This is a genomic window from Azonexus sp. MM2026_4 (genome assembly GCF_055901855.1).
In genome coordinates this window covers 2829106-2851592 of sequence record NZ_CM148380.1, presented here as the reverse complement: position 1 = coordinate 2851592, position 22487 = coordinate 2829106, and the positions used below count along the sequence as shown (strand labels likewise).

19 protein-coding genes are annotated in these 22487 nt (G+C 68.1%); 6 read left to right on the top strand and 13 right to left on the bottom strand.

All coding sequences use genetic code 11. The features are described from left to right. The first annotated feature begins 13 nt into the window (after nt 1-13). From nirD to AC0KWY_RS13465, 3 genes are read left to right on the top strand one after another with little or no spacing between them, the layout of a single operon-like run. Entirely contained in the window at nt 14-352 is a 339-nt protein-coding gene (gene nirD, locus AC0KWY_RS13475) for a nitrite reductase small subunit NirD (RefSeq protein ID WP_474026011.1), read from the top strand. Nucleotides 353-374: 22 nt separating this feature from the next. Then, a complete protein-coding gene (locus tag AC0KWY_RS13470) occupies nt 375-1187 on the top strand; it encodes a formate/nitrite transporter family protein (RefSeq protein WP_474026010.1) in 813 nt (270 codons plus the stop codon). Then, on the top strand, nt 1174-2916 hold the full coding sequence (locus AC0KWY_RS13465; RefSeq protein WP_474026009.1) for a bifunctional protein-serine/threonine kinase/phosphatase: 1743 nt from the start codon (nt 1174-1176) through the stop codon (nt 2914-2916). The genes AC0KWY_RS13470 and AC0KWY_RS13465 overlap by 14 nt, the downstream gene beginning before the upstream one ends. 12 nt (nt 2917-2928) lie before the next feature. On the opposite strand, the gene AC0KWY_RS13460 is transcribed toward AC0KWY_RS13465, so the two are convergent. Both AC0KWY_RS13460 and nikR read right to left on the bottom strand, forming a co-directional pair. Then, nucleotides 2929-4254 carry a PAS domain-containing sensor histidine kinase gene (locus AC0KWY_RS13460; protein ID WP_474026008.1) on the bottom strand — a complete coding sequence of 442 codons (1326 nt, stop codon included), beginning with the start codon at nt 4252-4254 and terminating at the stop codon, nt 2929-2931. Then, the gene (gene nikR, locus AC0KWY_RS13455) at nt 4229-4693 is read right to left on the bottom strand and encodes a nickel-responsive transcriptional regulator NikR (RefSeq protein ID WP_474026007.1); all 465 of its coding nucleotides are present in this window, start codon (nt 4691-4693) and stop codon (nt 4229-4231) included. Before nikR ends, AC0KWY_RS13460 begins: the two co-directional genes overlap by 26 nt. Before the next feature lie 152 nt (nt 4694-4845). On the opposite strand from nikR, the gene AC0KWY_RS13450 reads away from it, so the two are divergent. Further along, the gene (locus tag AC0KWY_RS13450; protein ID WP_474026006.1) at nt 4846-5811 is read left to right on the top strand and encodes an AAA family ATPase; all 966 of its coding nucleotides are present in this window, start codon (nt 4846-4848) and stop codon (nt 5809-5811) included. Nucleotides 5812-5927: 116 nt separating this feature from the next. Then, on the top strand, nt 5928-8870 hold the full coding sequence (locus AC0KWY_RS13445; RefSeq protein ID WP_474026005.1) for a PAS domain S-box protein: 2943 nt from the start codon (nt 5928-5930) through the stop codon (nt 8868-8870). Between the two features lie 14 nt (nt 8871-8884). Here the strand turns inward: AC0KWY_RS13445 and speG are convergent, their stop codons facing one another. Genes speG through AC0KWY_RS13420 form a run of 5 tightly spaced genes read right to left on the bottom strand, consistent with a single transcriptional unit; the run spans nt 8885 to nt 15014 of the window. Next, nucleotides 8885-9406 carry a spermidine N1-acetyltransferase gene (gene speG, locus AC0KWY_RS13440; protein WP_474026004.1) on the bottom strand — a complete coding sequence of 174 codons (522 nt, stop codon included), beginning with the start codon at nt 9404-9406 and terminating at the stop codon, nt 8885-8887. Nucleotides 9407-9452: 46 nt separating this feature from the next. After that, nucleotides 9453-10874: a nickel-dependent hydrogenase large subunit gene (locus AC0KWY_RS13435; RefSeq protein WP_474026003.1), complete on the bottom strand. Its 1422-nt coding sequence runs from the start codon at nt 10872-10874 to the stop codon at nt 9453-9455. Beyond that, entirely contained in the window at nt 10871-11866 is a 996-nt protein-coding gene (locus AC0KWY_RS13430) for an NADH-quinone oxidoreductase subunit B family protein (protein WP_474026002.1), read from the bottom strand. The genes AC0KWY_RS13435 and AC0KWY_RS13430 overlap by 4 nt, the downstream gene beginning before the upstream one ends. Further along, entirely contained in the window at nt 11863-13341 is a 1479-nt protein-coding gene (locus AC0KWY_RS13425) for a sigma-54-dependent transcriptional regulator (protein ID WP_474026001.1), read from the bottom strand. Before AC0KWY_RS13425 ends, AC0KWY_RS13430 begins: the two co-directional genes overlap by 4 nt. After that, nucleotides 13338-15014: an enoyl-CoA hydratase-related protein gene (locus tag AC0KWY_RS13420; protein WP_474026000.1), complete on the bottom strand. Its 1677-nt coding sequence runs from the start codon at nt 15012-15014 to the stop codon at nt 13338-13340. The genes AC0KWY_RS13425 and AC0KWY_RS13420 overlap by 4 nt, the downstream gene beginning before the upstream one ends. Nucleotides 15015-15178: 164 nt before the next feature. Here AC0KWY_RS13420 and AC0KWY_RS13415 point away from each other — a divergent pair, with 164 nt between their 5' ends. After that, nucleotides 15179-15385, top strand: coding sequence for a hypothetical protein (locus AC0KWY_RS13415; protein ID WP_474025999.1), 207 nt, complete (start codon nt 15179-15181; stop codon nt 15383-15385). 9 nt (nt 15386-15394) lie between these two features. On the opposite strand, the gene hypE is transcribed toward AC0KWY_RS13415, so the two are convergent. The 6 genes from hypE to hypB all read right to left on the bottom strand — a co-directional run bounded on the left by hypE (nt 15395) and on the right by hypB (nt 22470). Next, nucleotides 15395-16447 carry a hydrogenase expression/formation protein HypE gene (hypE, locus tag AC0KWY_RS13410; RefSeq protein WP_474025998.1) on the bottom strand — a complete coding sequence of 351 codons (1053 nt, stop codon included), beginning with the start codon at nt 16445-16447 and terminating at the stop codon, nt 15395-15397. Nucleotides 16448-17184: 737 nt separating this feature from the next. Beyond that, a complete protein-coding gene (gene hypD, locus AC0KWY_RS13405) occupies nt 17185-18312 on the bottom strand; it encodes a hydrogenase formation protein HypD (protein ID WP_474025997.1) in 1128 nt (375 codons plus the stop codon). Further along, entirely contained in the window at nt 18312-18560 is a 249-nt protein-coding gene (locus AC0KWY_RS13400; protein WP_474025996.1) for a HypC/HybG/HupF family hydrogenase formation chaperone, read from the bottom strand. Before AC0KWY_RS13400 ends, hypD begins: the two co-directional genes overlap by 1 nt. Before the next feature lie 21 nt (nt 18561-18581). Continuing rightward, nucleotides 18582-19079, bottom strand: a complete 498-nt coding sequence (gene hybE / locus AC0KWY_RS13395; protein WP_474025995.1) for a [NiFe]-hydrogenase assembly chaperone HybE — start codon at nt 19077-19079, stop codon at nt 18582-18584. Beyond that, entirely contained in the window at nt 19076-21385 is a 2310-nt protein-coding gene (gene hypF / locus AC0KWY_RS13390) for a carbamoyltransferase HypF (RefSeq protein WP_474025994.1), read from the bottom strand. Before hypF ends, hybE begins: the two co-directional genes overlap by 4 nt. Beyond that, nucleotides 21382-22470 (bottom strand): hydrogenase nickel incorporation protein HypB, encoded by a 1089-nt coding sequence (gene hypB / locus AC0KWY_RS13385; protein WP_474025993.1) that lies wholly within the window; start codon nt 22468-22470, stop codon nt 21382-21384. The genes hypF and hypB overlap by 4 nt, the downstream gene beginning before the upstream one ends. Nucleotides 22471-22487 lie beyond the last annotated feature (17 nt).

Genomic DNA, 22487 nt, shown 5'->3' with positions numbered 1-22487 from the left:
GGAGAACTCTGCCATGAAAACTCCCGAACCCCTTTGGCTGCCGGTCTGCGGGATCGCCGACATCCTGCCCGGCACCGGTGTCTGCGCCCTGCTCGGCGCCAAGCACATTGCCGTCTTCCGCGTCGGCGACGATCAACTGTTCGCCCTCGACAACGTCGACCCGCGTTCCGGGGCGAGCGTCCTGTCGCGCGGCCTGACCGGCAATCTCGGCGACCACCTGGTCGTCGCCTCGCCGCTCTACAAGAACCACTTCGACCTGCGCACCGGCGAATGTCTGGAATCCCCGGAACATTCGGTCCGCACCTACCCGGTGCAGGTGCACGACGGCGTCGTTTCCGTTTCCCTTTCCTGATCCTTCACAAGAGGTAAATACCATGGCCTACCTTGCTCCTGCCGAATTCGTCACCAAAATGATCGACGCTGGCGAATCCAAACTCCTGATGTCCACCCGCGACACCCTGATCCGTTCCTACATGGCCGGCGCCATCCTCGCGCTGGCCGCCGCCTTCGCCGTGTCCGTCACGGTCAACACCGGCAACCCGCTGATCGGCGCGCTGCTCTTCCCGGTCGGCTTCTGCATGCTCTATCTGCTCGGCTTCGACTTGCTGACTGGTGTGTTCACGCTGGCTCCGCTCGCCGTGCTCGACAAGCGCCCGGGCGCTACCTGGAACGGCGTCATGCGCAACTGGTCGCTGGTCTTCTGCGGCAACTTCGCCGGCGCGCTGACCGTTGCCGTGTTCATGGCGATCATCTTCACCAGTGGCTTCTCCGAAGCGCCCAACGCCATCGGCCAGAAGATCGGCCATATCGGCGAAGGCCGCACCCTCGGTTACGCCGCGCACGGTGCCGCCGGCATGCTGACGCTGTTCGTGCGCGCCGTGATGTGCAACTGGATGGTGTCGACCGGCGTCGTCGCGGCGATGATGTCGACCTCGGTGTCGGGCAAGGTGATCGCCATGTGGATGCCGATCCTGGTCTTCTTCTACATGGGCTTCGAACACAGCATCGTGAACATGTACCTGTTCCCGTCCGGCCTGATGCTCGGCGGCAACTTCACGATCATGGACTACCTGATCTGGAACGAAATCCCGACCGTCCTCGGCAACCTGGTCGGCGGCCTGACCTTCGTCGGCGCCACGCTCTACTCGACGCACTACAAGACGGCGCCGAAGCGTGCCATCGCCTGAGAGCGGACCGCGTGTCTCGCTCGGCCAGCACTCGCTGGCCGGCGAGCATCCGGTCAATCAGGATTTCCACGGCGCGCTGCTGCCCGGCGGCCACCTGCTGGCCGCCAAAGGCATCGCCCTGGCCATCGCCGACGGCATCAGCTCAAGCCGGGTCGGCCATGTCGCCAGCCAGACGGCGGTACGCAGTTTCCTCGACGACTATTACGCCACCGCCGAAGCGTGGACCGTCCGCCGCTCGGCGCAGCGCGTGCTCGATGCCGTCAATGCCTGGCTGTACAGCCAGACCATGCACGGCGCTGGTCGTTTCGACCGCGATAGCGGCTACGTCTGCACCTTCAGCGCGCTGATCCTGAAAGGGCGGCAACTGCACCTGCTGCATGTCGGCGATGCGCGCATCTACCGCCTGCACGCGCAGGCGCTGGAACAGTTGAGCGAAGACCATCGCGTCCGTCATGCGCCGGGCGAAAGCTACCTGGCGCGCGCGCTCGGCGTCGGCAGCCATGTCGAGATCGACTACCACTGCTGGGATGCCGAGCCGGGTGAGATCTATCTGCTCGCTACCGACGGCGTGCACGAATTTCTCGACGCCGCCCGCGTGCACGCTGCGCTGGATCAGCATGGCGACGCGCTCGACGCCGTCGCCGCCAGCCTGGTTGAAGCGGCGCGCGCCGCCGGCAGTCGCGACGACGCCACCGTCCAGCTACTGCGCATCGACGCCCTGCCGCCGCCCGCGGCCGACCAGCTACGGGCGCAGCGCCAGGCTTTGCCGTTGCCGCCGCCGGTGCGGCCGGGCATGCGTTTCGAGGGCTTCAGCATCGTCCGCGAGCTGCAGGTCAGTGCGCGCAGCCATGTCTATCTGGCCGAGGACGAAGCCAGCCGGATGCCGGTCGTGCTCAAGCTGCCGTCCATCGATCTGCGGGAGAACGCCGCCTATCTCGACGGCTTCGTGCTCGAAGAGTGGGTGGCGCGGCGCGTCGACAGCCCGCACGTGATCAAGGCCTGGCCCGGCGCGCGGCCGCGCCAATCGCTCTATGTGGCGCTGGAGTACATCGCCGGCCAGACCCTGGCGCAGTGGATGATCGACCATCCGCAACCGCCGCTCGACGCGGTGCGCGGCATCATCGTCCAGTTGGCGCAGGGCCTCCAGGCGCTGCACCGGCGCGACATGCTGCACCGCGACCTGCGTCCGGAAAACGTGATGATCGACGCCAGCGGCACGGTCCGCCTGATCGATCTGGCCAGCGTCCAGGTCGGCGGGCTGGCCGAAGCCGGGCAGACCGCCGAGGCCACGCCGCCGGGCACCGTGCAGTATCTGGCACCGGAATGCCTGACCGGCGAGCCGGCGACCCCGGCCGCCGACCTCTACGCGCTGGCCGCCATCGCCTACCGCATGCTGAGCGGTGAACTGCCCTACGGGCTGGCCGCGGCACGCGTCCGCACGGCGCCCGAGGCACGCCGTCTGCGGCGGCAGCCGATGGCCGCCTTCCGGCCCGATCTGCCGGCCTGGGTCGACGCCGTGCTGGGCAAGGCGCTGCAGGTCGACCCGCGACGCCGCCAGGAGGCGCTCAGCGAGTTCGTCCGCGACTTGCAGCAGCCCGGGCCGCAATTTCTGCGCACGCGCCGCCTGCCGTTGCTCGAACGCGATCCGCTGCGTTTCTGGAAGCTGTTGAGTGCCGGACTGGGCCTGCTGGTCTTCGTCCTGCTCTGGCGCTGCCGCTTGGGTGGCTGAAGCGTCGCCGCTTCAGAGCGGCAGGCGCAGGACGAACTCGGCACCGCCTTCGGGCCGGTTGCTGGCGCTCAGGTTGCCGCCGTGGCGTTCGACGATGCCGTAGCTGATCGACAACCCGAGGCCGGTGCCCTGGCCGACCGGCTTGGTCGTGAAGAAGGGCTCGAAGATGTGCGCCAGGTTGGCTTCCGGGATGCCGGGACCGTTGTCGGCGAAACGCAGGACGATCTGCTGGTCGACGATTGCGCCGCTGATGCGCAGCTTGGCATCGCCGCGGTCGGCGGTGGCATCGCAGGCGTTCTGCACCAGGTTCATCACCACCTGCTGCAACTGCCCTGAAGAACCCCGGCAACGCATGGCCGGCGGCAGTTCGAGATCGACCGCGAACTGGCCCGGACCGCTGCGCGTCACCCAGCGCACCGAGCGTTCGATCACCTCGTTCAGGTCGACCTCTTCCGGCGCCGCCTTGTCCACCGCCGAGAAGCGCTTCAGCGCATCGACGATGTCGCGGGTACGCTCGGCGCCCTCGATCATGCCGTCGATCAGGTTGGGCATGTCGGCCAGGACGCGGTCGATGCGCAGTTCGTCGCGCAGCGCCGGCAGGCCGTCCTGATCGCCGGCGCCGCTGCTGTGCACGGCGTCGAGGTAACGGCCGAGGCGGGTCGCGTAGCGCTGCAGCGAGAGCACGTTGCCCAGGACGAAGCTGATCGGGTTGTTCAGTTCGTGAGCGACGCCGGCGACCAGGCGGCCGAGCGAGACCATCTTCTCGGCGTGCAGCAACTGGCCCTGCGTCCGCTTCAGGTCTTCGTGCGCCTGGCGCAGCGCCTGGTAGGCCTTGCGCAACTCGCCGACCGGTCGGCCGGTGACGACGACGCCCATCAGCTTGCCGGTCTGCGAGACGCGCGGCGTGCAGTTCATCGACACCGGCACCGTCGAACCGTCGCTGGCGCGCAGGAAGAACTCGCAATCGTGCAGGCCGTCGCGCGCGTAGCGGGTGAAGGCATCGCGAGCCTTGGCCTGCTCCGTCTCGTCGGCGAAGAGGTTGAACACCGGCGTGCTGACCAGTTCGTCGGACGAGCGGCCGGAAAGGTGGCAGAGCGCCGGGTTGACCTCGACGATGCCGCCGTTGCGGTCGCAGACGATGAGGATGTCCGACATCGCCGCCAGCACGCTCTCGATGAACTGGTGCGATTCCTCGAGGGCGGCGTTCTTTTCTTCGAGCGCCACTTCGTATTGGAGGAGGTCGTTGTACACCTCGTCCATCTTCTGGATCACCTCGATCCAGGCCTGCTCGCCGGTGGCGGCGAGCAGCGGGTCAGCGGGTGGGATGGTAGTGGACATGGTCGCTGCCGTGCGCGTCGTGGGCGTGGTGGTATTCCGCTTCGAGGGCGATCATGTTGAGCTTGCCGTGGCGGACGCCGCGCTCGGCGATCATGGCGTCGGCGAATTGTCGGACAGCCGCGGTCGAGCCCTTGAGAATGACGGATTCCAGACAATGGTTGTGGTCGAGGTGGGCATGCATCGCCGCCACCGTCAGGTCGTGGTGGTCGTGCTGCAGGCCGGTCAGGCGTTCGCTCAGTTCGCGCTCGTGGTGGTTGTACACGTAGGACAGGTTGGCGACGCACTGGCCGGTCGGCTCGCCCTGCTGGCGGTCGTGCTCGATGGCGCCGCGGATCAGGTCGCGCACCGCTTCCGAGCGGTTGACGTAGCCGCGGGCGGCGATCAGTTCGTCGAACTGGCGGGCCAGCGATTCATCGAGCGAAATGGTGAAGCGTTCCATGGCGTTCCTGCGGTCGGGGGCGATGCAACGCATTATTTCCCAAACCGGTTGGAACGGGAAATGCTTGTTGAAACCGGGGTGGCCGGATTCAACCCCGGCCATCGTCCACCCGTTAAGGCAGTCAACTGCAGTCGCGTCAGGAGGAAGTCATCATGGCAAGCACCGACATCCGTCTCACCGTCGCCGAGGAGCGCACCATCTACGACGTCGCGGCGATCGACCGCGCCCTCGAGGACGCCGCCGGCAACCGCAACGAAGCGCTGGCCGCCCTCTACGAGAAGATGAAGCAGCGCGGTGGCGGCCGCTTCCTGATCCGGCCGAGCGGTACCGACATGCTCGACGACCTCTACGACAGTTGCCCGAACTTCGGCGAAGTCGTCGACGACCTGCGCAAATACCTGGCGCTGTCGGTCGCCGGCAACGAGCCGATGCAGTTCACGCCGATCCTGCTGCTCGGCGAGCCGGGCATCGGCAAGACCCACTTCGCGCGCGAACTGGCGGCCCGCCTGGGCACCGGCCACGAATTCGTGTCGATGAGTTCGCTCACCGCCGGCTGGGTGCTGTCCGGCGCCTCGGCGCAGTGGAACAACGCCCGCCCGGGCAAGGTGGCGCACACCTTGGTGCATGGCGACTACGCCAACCCCATCGTGGTGCTCGACGAGATCGACAAGGCCGGCGGCGATTCACGCTACGATCCGATGGGCGCCCTCTACAGTCTGCTCGAACACGATACCGCGAAGGCTTTCAAGGACGAGTTCGTCGATATCGACATCGACGCCTCGCACATCCTCTGGGTGACGACGGCCAATGACGAACGCGGCATCCCCGAGCCGATCCTCAACCGGATGAACGTCTACGAAGTGCCGCGTCCCGACGCCGACGCCTCGCTGGCCATCGCCCGCAGCCTGTACCGCGACTGCATCGCCGAACACGACTGGGGTTTCCCCGAACAGGCCGACGACGCCGTGCTCGAACGGCTGGCGGCGCTGCCGCCGCGCGACATGAAGAAGCGCCTGCTGGCCGCCTTCGGTACCGCCAAGCTGGCTGGCCGTAGTTGGCTGGAAGCGGGCGATTTCGAACAGATGCGCAGCGGGCGTAGTCGCAAGATCGGCTTCTAGGGTACGCCTGCCGCGGCTGGCGCGGCATGCTGGAGAGGAGTAACCTGAGACGCTAAAGAGCAACGACTCAGGGGGGGTTCGTGTCGCCTAGCAAGCATTCCGTCAGCCGGCCTGCCGTGCCCGCTAGCCGCCTGCCGCTGGCCGGCTGGTTGCTGGCCGGCATCCTGCTGATCAATGCGCTGGTCATGACGCTGGGTGCCCTGAATCTGCTCGACAGCCACCGCCACAAGTTCGAAGCGGTACGCAGCAACACCGCCAACATCGCTCGCCTGCTCGAGAGCAATCTGGCCGAATCGGTCCACCGTATCGATCTTGGCCTGCTCAACGTCGTCGACCATGTCGAGCACGAGCTGCGCCGCGGTACCCTGGACGGCGCCGAACTGGAGGCCGTGTTGCGTCTTCAGGTCGAGCACATGAATTCGGTCGACGCCATGCGTGTCACCGATGCCCGGGGCGTCGTGCGCTGGGGCGGCAACCCGGGGGCCGGTGTCTCCTATGGCGATCGGGACTTCTTCAAGCAGCACCTGCAGTCGGCAACGTCGACGCTGATCATTTCGTCGCCGCTCGCCGGCCGTCTCGATGCCCGGCCGCTGATCGCCTTCAGCCGCCCCTACCGCCTGCCCGACGGGCGCTTCGGCGGCGTCGTCAGCGCCGCCGTGCCGATCGCCTGGTACCAGAGCCTGCTGTCCACGCTCAATCTCGGCCCGCACGGATCGGCCGTCCTCCGCGGGCTCGACCTCGGTCTCATCACCCGTTTCCCGCCGGTTGCCGGCAAGGCCGGGGAAACCGGGAACAAGGGGGTGTCGCCCGAGTTCAGGGCGCTGTTCGACAGCGCCGTCGAGGCGGGGCATTTCCATACGCCGCAGGCGCCGGACGGCTATGCGCGGACCTACGCCTTCCAGCGCATCCGTAACATGCCGGCCCTGATCACCGTCGGCATGGCGCCCGAGGACTATCTCGAACCGTGGTGGCGGGAAGTCTGGAAAACCGTTTCCCTGCTCGCCGTCTTCGCCGCGGTCACCCTGCTCGGCGGCTGGCTGATCTGGCGCTCCTGGCGCCGCCACGAGGCCGACACGCGCAACCTGCAGGCCAACGAAGCGCTGCTCGAGCAGATTTATCAGGCCTCCAGCGTCGCCATCTTCCTGGTCGATCCGGCGGGCCGGATCACCCGCGCCAACCAGCGGATGGCCGACATGTTCGGCGTCGCCCCGGGCGAGCTTTCCGGCGCCGAATATGTCTCGCTGATCGATCCCAGCGAGCGCGAGACGGGGCGGGCCCGGATGCTCGCCCTGCTCGCCAGCCAGACCGATGCCGTCGACCTCGAACGGCTCTACTGGCGCAGCGACCACACGCAGTTCTGGGGGCATCTCACCGGCCGTCGTCTGCTGGCGCCGGATGGCAGCCTGCAGGGACTGGTCGGTGTGATCGCCGACATCAACGAGCGCAAGCTGGCCGAGGCGGCGCTGCGCGAAAGCGAACAGCACTTCCGCACCCTCGCCGACGGTGGCTCGGCGCTGATCTGGACCTCCGGGCTGGACAAGGGCTGCGACTATTTCAACCGGCCCTGGCTCGAATTCACCGGGCGCGCCCTGCGCCAGGAACTCGGCAACGGCTGGGCGGAAGGCGTGCATGCCGACGATTTCGCGCGCTGCCTGGAGATTTACGTCGACCATTTCGATCGTCGCCAGCCGTTCTCGATGGAATACCGGCTGCGTCACCGCAGCGGTGAATACCGCTGGATCCGCGACGACGGCAACCCCCGCTACGACAGCAAGGGCAATTTCCTCGGCTTCATCGGCTTCTGCTACGACATCACCCGGGAAAAGGCGGCGGCCGAGGTGCTGGCCCTGCACCACCAGCAGCTCGAACAACTGGTCGAGCAGCGCACCCTGGACCTGCGCCAGGCCAAGGAGGCGGCCGAGGCCGCCAACGTCGCCAAGAGCGCCTTCCTGGCCAACATGTCACACGAGATCCGGACGCCGCTCAACGCCATCACCGGCATGGCCTACATGCTGCGCAAGAGCGGCCTCGACGCGCGGCAGACCGACCGCCTGGACAAGCTGGAAGCGGCGAGCCACCACCTGCTCGACATCATCAACGCGGTGCTCGACCTGTCGAAGATCGAAGCCGGCAAGTTCGCCCTTGAGGAAGTCCGCCTCGATGTCGGGTCGTTGGTCGCCAATCTGCTGTCCATCATGCAGGGCAAGGCGGCGGAAAAGGGGCTGGGCATCCACAGCGAGCTGCCCGCCGAGCTGCCGCCCTTCCTCGGCGACCCGGTCCGCCTGCAGCAGGCCCTGCTCAATTTTGTCGCCAACGCGGTCAAGTTCACCGATCAGGGAGCGATCGGCATCCAGGTCGAGGTGCTCGAGCAAGCACCGGACAGCATGCTGCTGCGTTTCACCGTCAGCGATACCGGGATCGGCATCGCCCCAGCCGACCTGCCGCGTTTGTTCCAGGCTTTCGAACAGGCCGACAACTCGCTGACCCGCCGCTACGGCGGGACCGGGCTCGGCCTGGCGATCACCCGCAAGATCGCCGAGATGATGGGCGGCACCACCGGCGTCGAAAGTCAGCCCGGCATCGGCAGCCGTTTCTGGATGACGGTGCGGCTGCGCCTGGCCGGGCAAAGCAGCGCCGAGCGCAGCCGCTTGGCGGGTGCCGGCAGTACGCCCGGTTTCGCCGGTCAGCGTCTGCTGCTGGTCGACGACGAACCGATCAATCGCGAGATCACCCTGCAGATTCTCGAGGATAGCCAGCTCGACATCAGCGTCGCCGAGGATGGCGAAGCCGCCGTCGCCGCGGTTGCCGGCGGCGATTACGCGCTGCTGCTGATGGACCTGCAGATGCCGAAGATGAACGGTCTCGACGCGACGCGGGCGATCCGCGCGCTCGGCGCGCGCGGCACCATGCCGATCATCGCCATGACCGCCAACGCCTTTGCCGAGGACCGGGAGCAATGTCTGGCCGCCGGCATGGACGATTTCATCGCCAAGCCGGTGGCGCCGGACGAACTGCTGGCCAAGCTGCGGCAGTGGCTGGCGCCGCACGGCCAGCCTTAGCCAGTGCCGGTCAGCTACTTGCCGCGGGCGCGCAGGTATTCCGGTTGGAAAATCGCCATCCGCAGCACGTCGCGGTATTCGCCGCCGACGAAGAACTCGTGGCGCAGTCGTCCTTCCTCGCTGAAACCGAGTTTCTGATAGACGCGGGTCGCCCGTTCGTTGTCGCAATCGACGATCAGGTAGAGCTTGTACAGGTTGAGTACGGTGAAGGCGTAATCCATCGCCAGTTTGGTCGCGAGCGTTGCGTAGCCTTTTCCCTGGTGAGTCGGCGCGATGATGATCTGGAATTCCGCCCGGCGGTGGATGTGGTTGATCTCGACCAGTTCGACCAGTCCGACCCGTTCGCCGTCCATCTCGGCGATGAAGCGGCGTTCGCTCTGGTCGTGGATGTGGCGGTCGTAGAGATCGGCGAGTTCGACGAAAGCCTCGTAAGGCTCCTCGAACCAGTAGTGCATGACCGTTTCGTTGTTGTCCAGCTCATGGACGAAGCGCAGGTCTTCGCGCTCCAGCGGGCGCAGGATCAGAGATTCCGGCATGGCGGCTCCAGGCGATGGCAGACCCGGAGGATTCTACGCTGTGGCCTCAGTGGACCGTACATACCATGCACGGATCGAAGCTGCGTACCACGTGCTGTACGGTCGGCGGTGCGCCGTCGCCGGCGGGCAGGCCGACCAGGGCTTGTTCGAGGGCGCCGGGGGTGCCGGCGGCGTCGCGTGGGGAGAAGTTCCAGGTGGTCGGGGCGATGATCTGGTAGCGCTCGATGCGCCCGCGTTTGACGCTCAGCCAGTGGCCGAGGCTGCCGCGCGCGGCTTCGACGAGGCCGACGGCGTGGCCGCTGTCGGGCAGCGGCGCCGGCAGGCAGAAGGGGGCGCCGGGTTCGATCGCGCGTAGCCAGTCCTCCATCGCCGGCAGCACGCGGGCGACTTCGATCAGGCGGGCGACGATGCGGGCGACGACGTTGCCGCCGTGGCGGGCGACCAGCGAGCGCAGCAGCGGCTGACCGGCGACCAGTTGGCGGGCGAGCGCGCCGGTCTCGACGACCTCGCCGGCGTAGCGCGGCGCCTTGCACCAGGTGTAGGCACCGGCCTTGTCGGCAGCGACACGGGTTTCGCCCTCGGTCGGCGGCAGCGGCGCGTCGCCGTAGAGCCAGGCGTGGCTGACATCTTCGGCGATCTTGCCGGTATCGAGCGCGGATGCTTCACTGCCGGGTTGCCAGACGCCTGCCGGGAACAGTTCGTAGGCGCCGTAGGAGAGGAAGCGCTCGCTGCCGCGGCCGATGGCGTCGAGGCCGAGATCTGTGGCGGCGCGCAGGAACGGCGCGGCGTCGCTGCTGCGGCCGGCGGCCCAGGCGTGCAGGGCGTCGGCGTCGGGCAGCGCGGCGAAGGCTTCGAGGCGGTCGCCGAGCAGCCGCCCCTCGACGAAGGCGCGGAATTCGCGCAGCAGCGCCTGGATGCGGATGCGTTCGCCGGCGCCGATCGCTTTGGTGCTGCCGCCGGCCTGCAGCGCCAGCGTGTGCGGCCAGCGGCCGGCAAGGAAGCCGGCCAGGTTGAACAGCCGAGCGCGTGCCTGCAGCCAGGGGGCGACGGCACTACCGGTCTGCGCCGTGAAGCGTTCGGCGGTGGCGGTATGCCAGGGCCGGTCGCCGTAGGCCGGGCGGCAGAAGTCCGGCATGAAGAAGAGGTAGAAATGGGTCAGGTGGTCGGCCAGGTTTTCGGCCGCCAGCACCAGACGGGCGGCGAGTTCGCCGTTCGGCGGCGGCGTGACGCCGGCCAGCCGGCTCAGCGCGTTGGCGGCGGCGGCCGACTGGGCGACCGAGCAGATGCCGCAGATACGCGGCACGACGGCCAGCGCATCGGCCGGGTGGCGGCCGACCAGGACTTGCTCGAAACCGCGGAACAGCGGCGAATTGACACGCGCGGCGACGACCCGGCCGGCGTCGACGTCGAGGCCGATCTCGAGGTCGCCCTCGACACGGTTGAAGGGGCCGACCTGAATTCGCTTCACTTGCCGCCCTTCTTGACGCCCGGACGGACCACGGTGTGGTCGACGACGGCGTTGTCGCGCACCCGCTTCGGCGTTGCCGACTTGGACAGCGCGGCGAGCGCGACGAACCAGGCCTTCGGCATGTCGGCCGGCAGGCCGATCGGGATGCCGGCCAGCTTGGGCGTTTCCTGGAAAGCGTGGCCGGGCGACTCGAAGCCCGGCTCGGTGCAGGCGATGCAGGCGTAGCCGCCCTTCAGGCAGGAGCCGACGCCGTTCCACGGCCGCGTGTTGCAGTCGGCGTGCGCCTGGGTGCCCTTGCAGCCGAGGTTTTCCATCATGCAGCCGAGGTCGGAGTGCTTTTCGGCGCTCGCCTTGAATTCGTAGAACTCATTGCGCGGGCAGCCGTGGTGCACCAGTTGCTCGGCGTAGAGCAGCGGGCGGCCGACCTCGTCGAGGTCGGCGGCACTCAGTCCTTCGAGTGCCAGTTTTTCCAGCGTATCGACGATCCAGCCCGGGTGCGTCGGGCAACCGGCGAGATTGACCACCGGCAGGCCTCCTTGCGAGCGGAAGGTCTTGCCGAGCAGGCCGCCGGGCGTGTCGGTGTCGTACTGCAGGCCGCAGGCTTCCAGCGGATTGCCCGGCGTGTTCGCCGAAAAACCGCCCCAGGCGGAGCAAGAGCCAATGGCAAAGACCCATTTGGCGCGCTCGGCGAGGCGCTGCACCCATTCGGTCAGCGGTCGGCCGCTGCCGGCCATCAGGTGGAACTTGCCGCTACCGTTGGGGCCGCGCAGCATCGCCCCCTCGATACAGAGGACGTCGAACTCGCGCCGGCCGCTGGCGCAGTCGTCGAGGATGGCCAGCGCTTCCTCGCCGCTGGCTTCCGACAGCGCCGGGTGCCAGACGAACTCGATGCCGGCGCCGCGCAGCTCGTCGAACAGCGGGCGCGGCTCGTGGCAGAGCAGCGACTGGGTGCAGCCGCCGCAGCCGCCGCTTTGCAGCCAGAGCACTTTCATTCGTCGCCCTTCCCGTCGTCGGCCAGGCCGTGGCGCGCCAGCTTGGCGCGCAGGCCGACGCGCGACAGCCCGAGTTCGTTGGCGGCGCGCGACTTGTTGCCGTGATGGCGCTGCATCGCCGCCAGCAGGACACGGCGTTCGAGTTGGTCCATGCGCTGGCGCAGGTTGCCGGAGAGGCCATCGGTCCATTCGTCGCTCGCCGGCGTCGCCGGTCCGTGCAACAGGCGTGGCGAGAGCAGTTCGGGGCCGAGCAGGTCGCCGTCGGCAAGCGCCACCAGGCGCAGGATCTCGTTCTGCAGTTCGCGCACGTTGCCCGGCCAGGGGTAGGCGGCGAGGCGGGTGAGCGTTGCCTCGGCGAAACCGCGCACGCGCTTGCCCAGCGTCGCGCAGCTCTGTTCGAGCAGGCGGGCGGCGAGCAGCGGCAGGTCCATCGGCCGCTGGCGCAGCGGCGGCACATGCACCGGGATGGTCGCCAACCGGTAGTAGAGGTCTTCGCGGAAGCGGCCGGTGCGCACGTCTTCTTCGAGGTCGCGGTTGGTGGCGGCAATCACCCGGACGTCGACCGAGACCATCTTGTTGCTGCCCAGCGGCCGGAATTCTCCCTCCTGCAGCGCGCGCAGCAGCTTGACCTGGAAGGCCGGGCTGGTCTCGCCGATCTCGTCGAGAAAGAGCGTGCCGCCGTCGGCCTGCTGGAACAGGCCGATGCGGTCGTCGACGGCGCCGGTGAAGGCGCCGCGCTTGTAGCCGAAGAGTTCGGATTCGAGCAGGGTGTCGGGAACGGCGCCGCAGTTCTCGGTGATGAAAGGCTTGTCGGCGCGGCTGCTCTCGTAGTGGATGGCGCGGGCGACCATTTCCTTGCCGGTGCCGGATTCGCCGGTGACCATCACCGACAGGTCGTAGGGGGCGATGCGCGCGACCAGGTCGCAGACCGGGTCGAGCGGGCTGCCCGGCGCGCGTACCAGCGCGGCCAGACCGAAGGCGCTGCGTACCTTTTCCTGCTTGTGTTCGACCCGGCGGCGCAGCGTCGGCTCGGCGGTGCGCAGGTCGAGCGACAGGCGCTGGTTTTCCTGCTGCAGCCGCCAGACTTCCGAAGCGCGCAGCAGGGTCAGCAGCAGTTGCTCGGGCTGCCAGGGCTTGAGCAGGTACTGCCAGATGCCGGCCTCGTTGACGCCGCTGATGATGTCCTCGGCGTCGGTGTAGCCGGAAAGGATGATGCGGACGATGTCCGGCCAGCGCTGGCGCACTTCCTTGAGGAACTGGACGCCGGTGGTGCCGGGCATGCGCTGGTCGCAGAGGACGACGCGGATGCCGGCGCTGGCTTCTTCCATCTCCAGGATTTCCCAGCCTTCGGCGGCGCTGGACGCGCAGAACACCTCGAAATCCTCTTCCAGCGTGCGGCGCAACGCTTCCTGCGAACGCAGCTCGTCGTCGATGACGAGGACGGCGGGCAGGCGGCGCAACACGGGTGGGGTCATGCGGGGGGGTTCCAGTCGAGGTCGCGGTGCCGGGCGAGATGCCGCGGCGTCCACGAATGCGGGCTCTTATGGACGAAATGATAACGCGCGACGTGGTAGGCCGGATCGAAGCCGTAGAAATTGCGCCGCATCGCCGCCAGTTCCTCGGCGCGGTACTGCGCCAGCGGTTTCGCCGCTTCGTCGGCGGCCCGGCGCGCCGCCTTGTCCGCCAGTTGCGCGGCGAAATCCGGCGCCTGCGCCATTTCCAGCGCCCGCCGGGCGACATCGACGGCGAAGCCGGGCGCCGGCAGGCAGGCGTCGTAGAAGCCGCAGGCGACCGCTTCGGCGGCCGGCATCGGCAGGCGGTGCTGCATGATCGCCCGGGCACCGTCGGCGCCGACGCGCGGCGGCAGCAGGTAGGTCCAGAACTCGGAACCGTAGAGGTTGCCCATGTTCTTGTAGTGCGGGTTGAGGACGACGCCGTCGCGCACCCAGACCCGGTCGCAGGCACGCGCCAGGAAACAGCCGCCGGCCCCGGCATTGCCGCCGACCGCGGCAACCGTCAATTGCGTGTCACAGCGCAGGATGGCCTCGGCGAGGTCGTCGATCGCGTTGATGTTGGCCCAGGATTCGTCGGCCGGGCTGTCGGCGGCCTCGATCAGGTTGAGGTGGATGCCGTTCGACCAGAAGTCGCCACCGCCGTCGAGGACGATCACCCGCACCGGCCGCGTCGTCGCCCAGCCGAAGGCCTCGGTCAGCCTGCGGCACTGCGCCGTGCCCATCGCCCCGTTGTAGAAGCGGAAGGACAGGAAACCCACGTCGTCGGCCTCGCGCCAGGCGATGTCCTGCCAGGTCGAATGGTCGGCCTGCCACCAGTCGGTCAGCGGCGCCTCGGGCAACTCAGCCGCTTCCGGGAAGGCGACGGTGGCCGGCAGCTTGATTCCGTCCGGCTTCTTGACGTGGCCGATCCACACCGCACCGTCGGCGGTCGCCCGGCACAGTGCCGTCTCGCGGCGCGCCAGCAGTGTTCCCGGCGCACCGCGCAGGCGCCCTTCCGGCCAGGCGTCGAACAGTTGGCAGGGTTGGCCGAAGAGTTCGTCGGCAACACCCGGGAAACCGTCGGCGGCGCGCAGCCGGGCGAGGACGTCAGCGGTCGATTGCGTCGTCCAGTCGATCTGGCGGTCGGCCTGGCGGATCGCCGGATGCGCGGCGCCGGGCACGCGTTGCGGCTGGAAATCGCCGGCGGCGAAACGCTCAACCGCCTGCAGCACGGCGCGCACCGCCGCTTCGGTGACCTCGTTGCGGTAGAGCGAACCCTTGCTCGCCGGGCGCATCGCGAACTCCGCCGAGGCCCAGACCGGACCGGCATCCATCTCCGCCTCGGCCTGCAGCACGGTGACGCCCCAGCGCGTCTCGCCACGCTGGATCGCCCAGTCGAGCGCGGCCGGGCCGCGGTCGCCGGGAATGCCGGGGTGCACGATGAAACAGGGAACGGTTGACCATACCGATTCGGGAATCGCCCGCTTCAGGAAGGGCGCCAGCACCAGGTCGGGTCGGAAGCGGGCAACGGCATCTTCGGTCACCGAATCGGCGATGTCGAACTCGATGCTGAGCAGGTGACCGCGTTGGGTCAGTTCGCAGAAAAGTCGTTGGGTCAGACTGTTGAATCCATGCGTTAGGAATAACAGCCGCATGCTGGGAGTATTTTTTTTCATCATCTATTCATCATGGATCGCGCTGCGGTGGCCTTTGCCGGGGTGGGCATTGTCCGAATCGGGCGCTGTATGACCTTCGCGCTATTTTTCAGGGACTTGCCATTCGCTACGATGCGCAAAAATGTCACAGGGAGAACAACATCATGGCCGCAACGCAACGCAAGGCATCTCGTCCCCGGGTTCAACCCGTCACTCAACGTCGGGTCGAATACGTCGCCGCCGTCCGTTATCCCGATGGTGGCCGCGAACTGTTTTACGTCCGCAATGCCGACAATCTGGCCGATGCCCGCGAGCTGGTGATGCTCGAAGTGGGTGACGTACGCAGCCTGATGATCGCCGAACGACACTGAATTCTTCCCCTAACAGATTCTTGGCAGTTGTTCGCCGGACAGCCAGTCCACGATGCGCCGGCCGCCGAAAGCGGTGGTCATCTGGACAAAATGGTGATCGTCCGCGTGAACTTCGCCGATGATCGCGGCATCCCTGCCCAGCGGGTGCGTGCGCATGGCGGTTAACACTGTTTCGGCATCCGCCGCCGCGCAGATGGCGATCAGTTTTCCTTCGTTCGCCACATAGAGCGGGTCCAGCCCGAGCAGCTCGCAAGCCGCATTGACCGCCGGTTTCACCGGCAGCGCCTTTTCCTGCAGCATCATGCCGACGCCCGACTGACGGGCGATCTCGTTCAGCGTCGTGGCCAGCCCGCCGCGCGTCGGGTCGCGCAGCACGCGCAGGTCGGCGCTTGTCGCCAGCAGCGTTTCGATCAGCCCGTGCAGCGCCGCCGTGTCGGAAACGATCGGCGACTCGAAACCGAGGCTTTCGCGTTCGGCCATGATCGCCATGCCGTGATCGCCGAGCGTGCCGGAAACCAGGATCACATCGCCCGGCCGCGCCCGCCGCCCGGACAGCTCGCGCCCCGGCGGCACGACGCCGACGCCGGTGGTGGTGATGAACACCCCGTCGCCCTTGCCACGCTCGACCACCTTGGTATCGCCGGTCACCACGGGCACCCCGGCGGCGCTCGCCGCCGCCGCCATGCTCTGCACGATGCGGGCGAGATCGCCGAGCGGGAAGCCCTCCTCGAGGATGAAACTGGCCGCCAGATAAAGCGGCTTCGCCCCCATCACCGCGACGTCGTTGACCGTGCCATGCACCGACAGACAGCCGATGTCGCCGCCCGGGAAGAACAGCGGCGAGACGACGTGGGCGTCGGTTGCCATGACTAGCCGGCCTTCACTCGGCAGCGGCAGCACGGCACCGTCGTCGCCCTGGCCGAGGTATTCGTTGCCGAGGTGGCGGGCGAAAAGTTCGTCGATCAACTGCGCCATCGCCCGGCCGCCGGAACCGTGGGCCATGTTGACCTGGCCGTGCTTGAGGTCGAGGGGGCGGATGTAGGGTTTACGGGAGGAGGTCATGGTTTTGGGTATGGGTTTTTAGGGGTGGTTGCTTTTGCTGAACCGCTGGCTGTCGTCGCTGACTGGTGGGGCAGTGGTGTTTCTGAACCGTCGGGTTCTGCGCCTGACGGGCGGGCGTTTTTGATTTCTGAACCGCTGGGTTCCGCCGCTGACCGGCGGGCGTACTTTCTTCTTGTTTCGCCAAGAAGAAAGTAGCCAAAGAAGAAGGCGACCCTAGGTCGGCGCCCGCTACGCGGGTACCCTGCGCTACTCGTCGTTGGCGGGGGCTGCGCAACTCGGGGCTGCGCCCCTCAAACAGTGCTCGCCCTTTTTCCGCCAACGCCTGCGTTGCTCGGCGCCTCCCAAGGGGCCCGGCAAACCGATCGCTGCTGGACGCGCAATGTTCTTTCAACCGCCTGTTTTCGTGAACCTCCGGTTTTCGGGGCCCCCCTGAGAGGCGCTGAGCAACGCAGGCGTGCCGGGGGAAGTCGGCGAGGACTGTCTGAGGCCCGTAGGGCCGAGTTCCGCAGCCGCCCGGCGCGCCGAGTAGCGCAAGGGACCGGGCGTAGCCCGGCGCCGACCTGGGGGTGGCTTTTTCTTTGGCTACTTTCTTTTTTCCACAAAAAAGAAAGTACGCCCGCGCGTCAGGCGCGGAACCCAGCGCTTCAGAAACCAAAGTCGCTCGCCGGTCAACGGCGGAACCCAGCGGTTCAGCAAACAAGCACGCCCGCACGTCAGTAACCAAAAAGGCCCGCGCCTCAGGCCACATCCTTATACCGCCCGTAAGTGTAATGCGCCGCACAGGCGCCCTCCGACGACACCATGCACGACCCCACCGGATTCTCCGGCGTACACACCGTCCCGAAGATCTTGCAGTCCTGCGGCCGCTTCACCCCGCGCAAAATCGCCCCGCATTCACAAGCCTTGTGATCCGCCACCGAGGCATAGGCCACAGGAAAGCGCTTCTCCGCATCAAATTCGGCGAACGCGCCGCGAATGCGCAGCGCCGAGTACGGCAACACATTCAAGCCCCGCCATTCGAAGTGCTTGCGCATCTCGAAAACTTCGGCGACCAAGGCCTGCGCCTTCAGGTTGCCGTCACGGTTGACGGCGCGCGAGAACTCGTTTTCGACTTCGGCGCGGCCTTCGTTGACCTGGCGGATCAGCATGCGGATCGCCTGCATCACGTCGAGCGGCTCAAACCCGGCGATGACTACCGGCTTGCGGTATTCCTCGGCGAAGAATTCGTAGGGCCGGCTGCCGATGATCGTCAACACGTGCGCCGGGCCGACGAAGCCGTCGAGCGGGACGGTGCCCCACTGGCGCACTTCCGGCGATTCGAGGATGCTGGCGATCGCCGACGGGGTCAGCACGTGGCAGCAGAGCACCGAGAAGTTCTTCAGGCCGAGCGCGGCGGCCTGCTTGATCGCCACCGCGGTGGGCGGCGTCGTCGTTTCGAAGCCGATGGCGAAGAAGACGACCTGTTTGTCCGGGTTCTTTTGCGCCAATGTGACGGCGTCGGCGCTGGAGTACACCATGCGGATGTCGCCGCCCTTGGCCTTCGCTTTCAACAGCGACAGGCTGTCGGAGGCCGGCACGCGCAGGCAGTCGCCGTAGGTGCATAGCGTCACACCTTCGTCGAGGGCCAGGCGGATGGCCTGGTTGACGCGGCCGATCGGCAACACACAGACCGGGCAGCCGGGGCCGTGGATCATGCGCACGTTGGCCGGCAGCAGGTCGGAGACGCCGTAGCGCGAGATGGCGTGGGTGTGGCCGCCGCAGAATTCCATGAAATGGTAGTTGCGCTTCGGGTCGGCCTCGGCGCGGATGCTGGCGGCTATCTTCTGCGCCACCTCGCCGTCGCGGAATTCGTCGATGTATTTCATCAGTGCAGCGTCAGTCCGTCGCCATCGGCGGTCAACTGGCCCATTTCGGCGAAGAGCTTGAGCGTTTGCTCGGCTTCTTCCGGGTCGAGCTTGTTCAGCGCGAAACCGACATGGACGATGACGTAGTCGCCGACGGCGACGCCGTCGACCAGCGACAGCGAGATTTCCTTGCGCACGCCGGCAAGATCGACGACGGCGTTGTCGCCGTCACGCAGTTCAACGACCTGGGCGGGAATCGCGAGACACATGGGGCTTCCTTTCGGGGGAGTTCAACCGCGCCCGGCCAGGCGGCGGAAGAAGCCGCGCCGGTCGACCGGTTGCGGCTCGGGGTTCTGGGGCGTCGGCGCGGCGGCCGGCGGTTCGAAAAGCAGGTGCAGCGCATCCATCGCGGTGCGCAGTGCGGCGTCCTGGTCGGCGAGTTCATCGACCGGCGCCAGGATGGAGATGAAGAAGCTCGCCGGCAGGTCGGCGTCGTCGCTGCGTTCGCTGATCAGGTCGAGATCGCCGGCCGGGAAGCCGACGCGCAGGGTCTGTTCGACCGGCAGCTCGCGCCACAGTTCGCCGCCGCCGGGGAGCAGCAAGAGGTGGATGAACCACGGGGTGACGACGGCGCCGATCCAGTCGCCGCGATAGCGCCGGAAGCCGGCGATGTCGACCGAGAGGCCGGGGTGGCCGCCGTTCAGCGCGGACTGCCAGCGCCGGTAACGGGCGAGCACGCGCGGCGCCGGGTTGTCGGTGTGGATGGCGGCGCTGGCCAGATCGTTCATGCCTTGTCTCCGTGCATCTGCCGCGCGACCCAGGCCTGGCCCAGCGCCAGACCGCCGTCGCCGGCGGGGACGGCGCGCGCTTCGAGGACTTCGATGCCGGCCGCTGTCAAACGGCGGCGCAGCGCGTCGAGGAGGATCGCGTTCGCCGCGCAGCCGCCGCCGACCGCCATTTTCGCAAGTTTTTCGCGGTCGACCGCAAACATCGCCCACTCGGCGAGGCCGGCGGCAACGGTGGCGTGGAACAGCGCGGCGCCTTGTCCGGCATCCGTGCTGTCGAGCAGCGCCGGCAGCAGCGCCGGCAGCAGCGGCGAGAAGTCGAGCACTCCGCCGGCTATCCGCCAGCCGCCGGCCAAGGGTTCGACCGGTCTGTGCGCCGCCGCCCGGCCTTCGAGTTCCATCGCCGCCTGACCTTCGTAGCGCGAAACGTCGCGCACGCCGAGCAGGCCGGCGGCGGCGTCAAACCAGCGGCCGAGGCTGGAGGTCGGCGGGCAGCGCAGTTGCCGGTCAAGCAGCGTCAGCAGCGGGCCGGCCTCGCGTTCCGGCCAGGTCCGTGCCAGCCAGCCGGCGACCTGGTCGCCGAGGCCGGCGCCGTGCAGCGCGGCAATCGCCATTCGCCACGGCTCGCGCGCCGCGCGGTCGCCGCCAGGCAGCGCCAGCTGGCGCAAGTGGCCGAGGCGACGACAGTTGGCACCGTCGACGCGCAGCAGTTCACCGCCCCAGGCGCTGCCGTCCGGGCCGAGGCCGACGCCGTCGAGCGCCAGCCCGAGCAGCGGGCCATTGACACCATGTTCGGCGCAGATCGCACCAACATGCGCGTGATGATGGCCGACGGCGCGCGTCGGCACGCCGAGTTCGCCGGCCAGACGCAGGGCCAGCGCGGTCGACGCGTAGTCGGGGTGCAGATCGTGGGCAATCAGCGCCGGTTTGACGTCGAGCACGGCGAGCAGATGAGCGACGGTTTCTTCGAGGAAGGCCAGCGTCGCCGCGTTGTCGAGGCTGCCGATGTGCTGCGAGACGAAAGCCTCGCGCCCGCGCAGCACGCAGACGGCGTTCTTCAGGTGGGCGCCGAGCGCCAGCACCGGCGGGCCGTCGTCGGCGAGCGTGATGGGCAGCGGCACGTAACCGCGGGCGCGGCGCAGGAAGGCTGGCGCGCCATCGGCCACGCGAACCACCGAATCGTCGCAGCGGACGACGATGTCGCGGTCGTGCATCAGGAAGGCGTCGGCGATGCCGTTCAGGCGCTGCAGCGCTTCGGCGTTGCCGGTGACCAGCGGTTCGCCCTGCGGGTTGGCGCTGGTCATCACCAGCAGCAGCTCGTTTTCCTCGGTGAGCCAGGCGGTACCGGCGGGACGGCCGGCGGCTTCGTGCCAGAGCAGCAGATGCACGGGCGTCGCCGGGCGCATGACGCCGAGCCAGGGCAGGCCGGGGGCGACGCCGGCCAGTTCGGCGGCGCCCTTGCGGCAGAGGACGATGGGCGCGGCGACGTCGGCGAAAAGCGCCCGCTCGCCGTCGCCGAACTCAGCAAAAGCAGCGAGCGCGCCGGGGTTGAGGCCCATCACCGCGAAGGGCTTGGCCTCGCGCGCCTTGCGCCGACGCAGTTCGGCGACGGCTTCAGGGTTGCGCGCGTCGCAGGCGAGGTGGAAGCCGCCCAGACCCTTGATCGCGACGATGCGGCCGGCGCGTAGCAGGGCGAGCGTGGAGGCCACCGGATCGTCACCGTCGGCAGCAAGATCAGCGCCGTTTTCATCGAGCAGTTGCAACTGCGGGCCGCAATCGGGGCAGCAGGTGGTTTCGGCGTGGAAGCGGCGGTCGGCGGGATCGGTGTATTCGCTCGTGCACGGCGCGCACAGCGGAAAAGCAGCCAGGCTGGTGCGGGCGCGGTCGTAGGGAATGCCGGCGCTGACGGTATAGCGCGGGCCGCAGTGGGTGCAGGTGGTGAAGGCGTAACGCCAGCGGCGGTTGGTCGGGTCGCAGAGGTCGGCGATGCAGGCCGGGCAGATCGCTGCGTCCGGGCCGATGGCGGTGCGCACCGCGCCGGCGACGCTGTCGCGGATGACGAAGCCGGGCGCGGGGCGTTCGTCGCTGCTGCCGCTGTCGATGGCGTCGATGCGGGCGAGCGGCGGGATTTCGCGCGGCAGCCGGGTGAGGAAGTCGTCCAGCCGCGCGCCGGCGGCGAGCAGCGTGACGCCGTCGCCGTCGTTGCGCACCCAGCCGGCGATGCCGAGTTCGCCGGCCAGGCGCCAGACGTAGGGGCGAAAGCCGACGCCCTGGACGAGGCCGCGGATGTGCAGCAGGCGAGCGTTCACTTGGCCGCCAGCTGTCGCTCCAGGTCGGCGATGCGCGCCTTCAGCGCGGCGACGTTATCGGCCAGGCGGGCGCGCTGGCCGGCGACGCCGGCTTCGATCCAGGCTAGCCAGTCGGCCATCCCCTCGCCGCTGGTCGCCGAGACGCGGAACACGGTCAGCTTGGGATTGACGCGGCGGGCGTTGGCTTCGGCGAGGTCGGCGTCGAACTGCAGGTAGGGCAGCAGGTCGCACTTGTTGAGCAGCATCACGTCGGCGGCGGCGAACATGTCCGGGTACTTGAGCGGCTTGTCCTCGCCCTCGGTGACCGAGAGGATCGCCACCTTGTGCTGCTCGCCGAGGTCGAAGGCGGCCGGGCAGACGAGATTGCCGACGTTCTCGATGAGGAACAGCGAGCCGTCGGCCGGCTGCAGGCGTTCCATCGCGTGGCCGACCATGTGCGCGTCGAGGTGGCAGCCCTTGCCGGTGTTGATCTGCAGCGCCGGGGCGCCGGTGGCGCGGATGCGCTCGGCGTCGTTGGCGGTCTGCTGGTCGCCTTCGACGACGGCGATGGCGAGCCGCGCCTGCAGCGCCTCGATGGTCTTGACCAGCAGCGTCGTCTTGCCCGAGCCCGGGCTGGACACCAGGTTGAGCGCGAAGACGCCGTGCTCGTCGAACCAGGCGCGGTTCTTGGCGGCGTAGCCGTCGTTCTTGGACAGGATGTCGCGCTCGATCTGCACCATGCGCGCCTGGCTCATGCCGGGAACGTGGGCGCGCGCCGGGCCGCTGCCGTAGTCGAGGTCGCCGTGGTGGTGATCGTGACTGTGTCCGTGCTCGCCATGCGCCGCCTTCTGCGGCCGGTAGGCGTGGTCGTGACCGTGGGCGTGTTCGCCGTGATGGACGTGCTCGTGCACATGCGTCGTACCGTCGGCGTGCGTATGGGCATGGCCGTGGGCGTCGGCGATCTCGCTGGCGTGGTCGTGCGCATGTTCGTGATCGTGCGCGTGGCCGTGCTCATGCACCGTCCCGTCGGCATGGACATGGCGGTGCGCGTGCGCCCCGCCTTCGATTTTCACTTCGCCGTCACCGCAGCCGCAAACTGTACACATCCTTGTCCCCTTGTTAT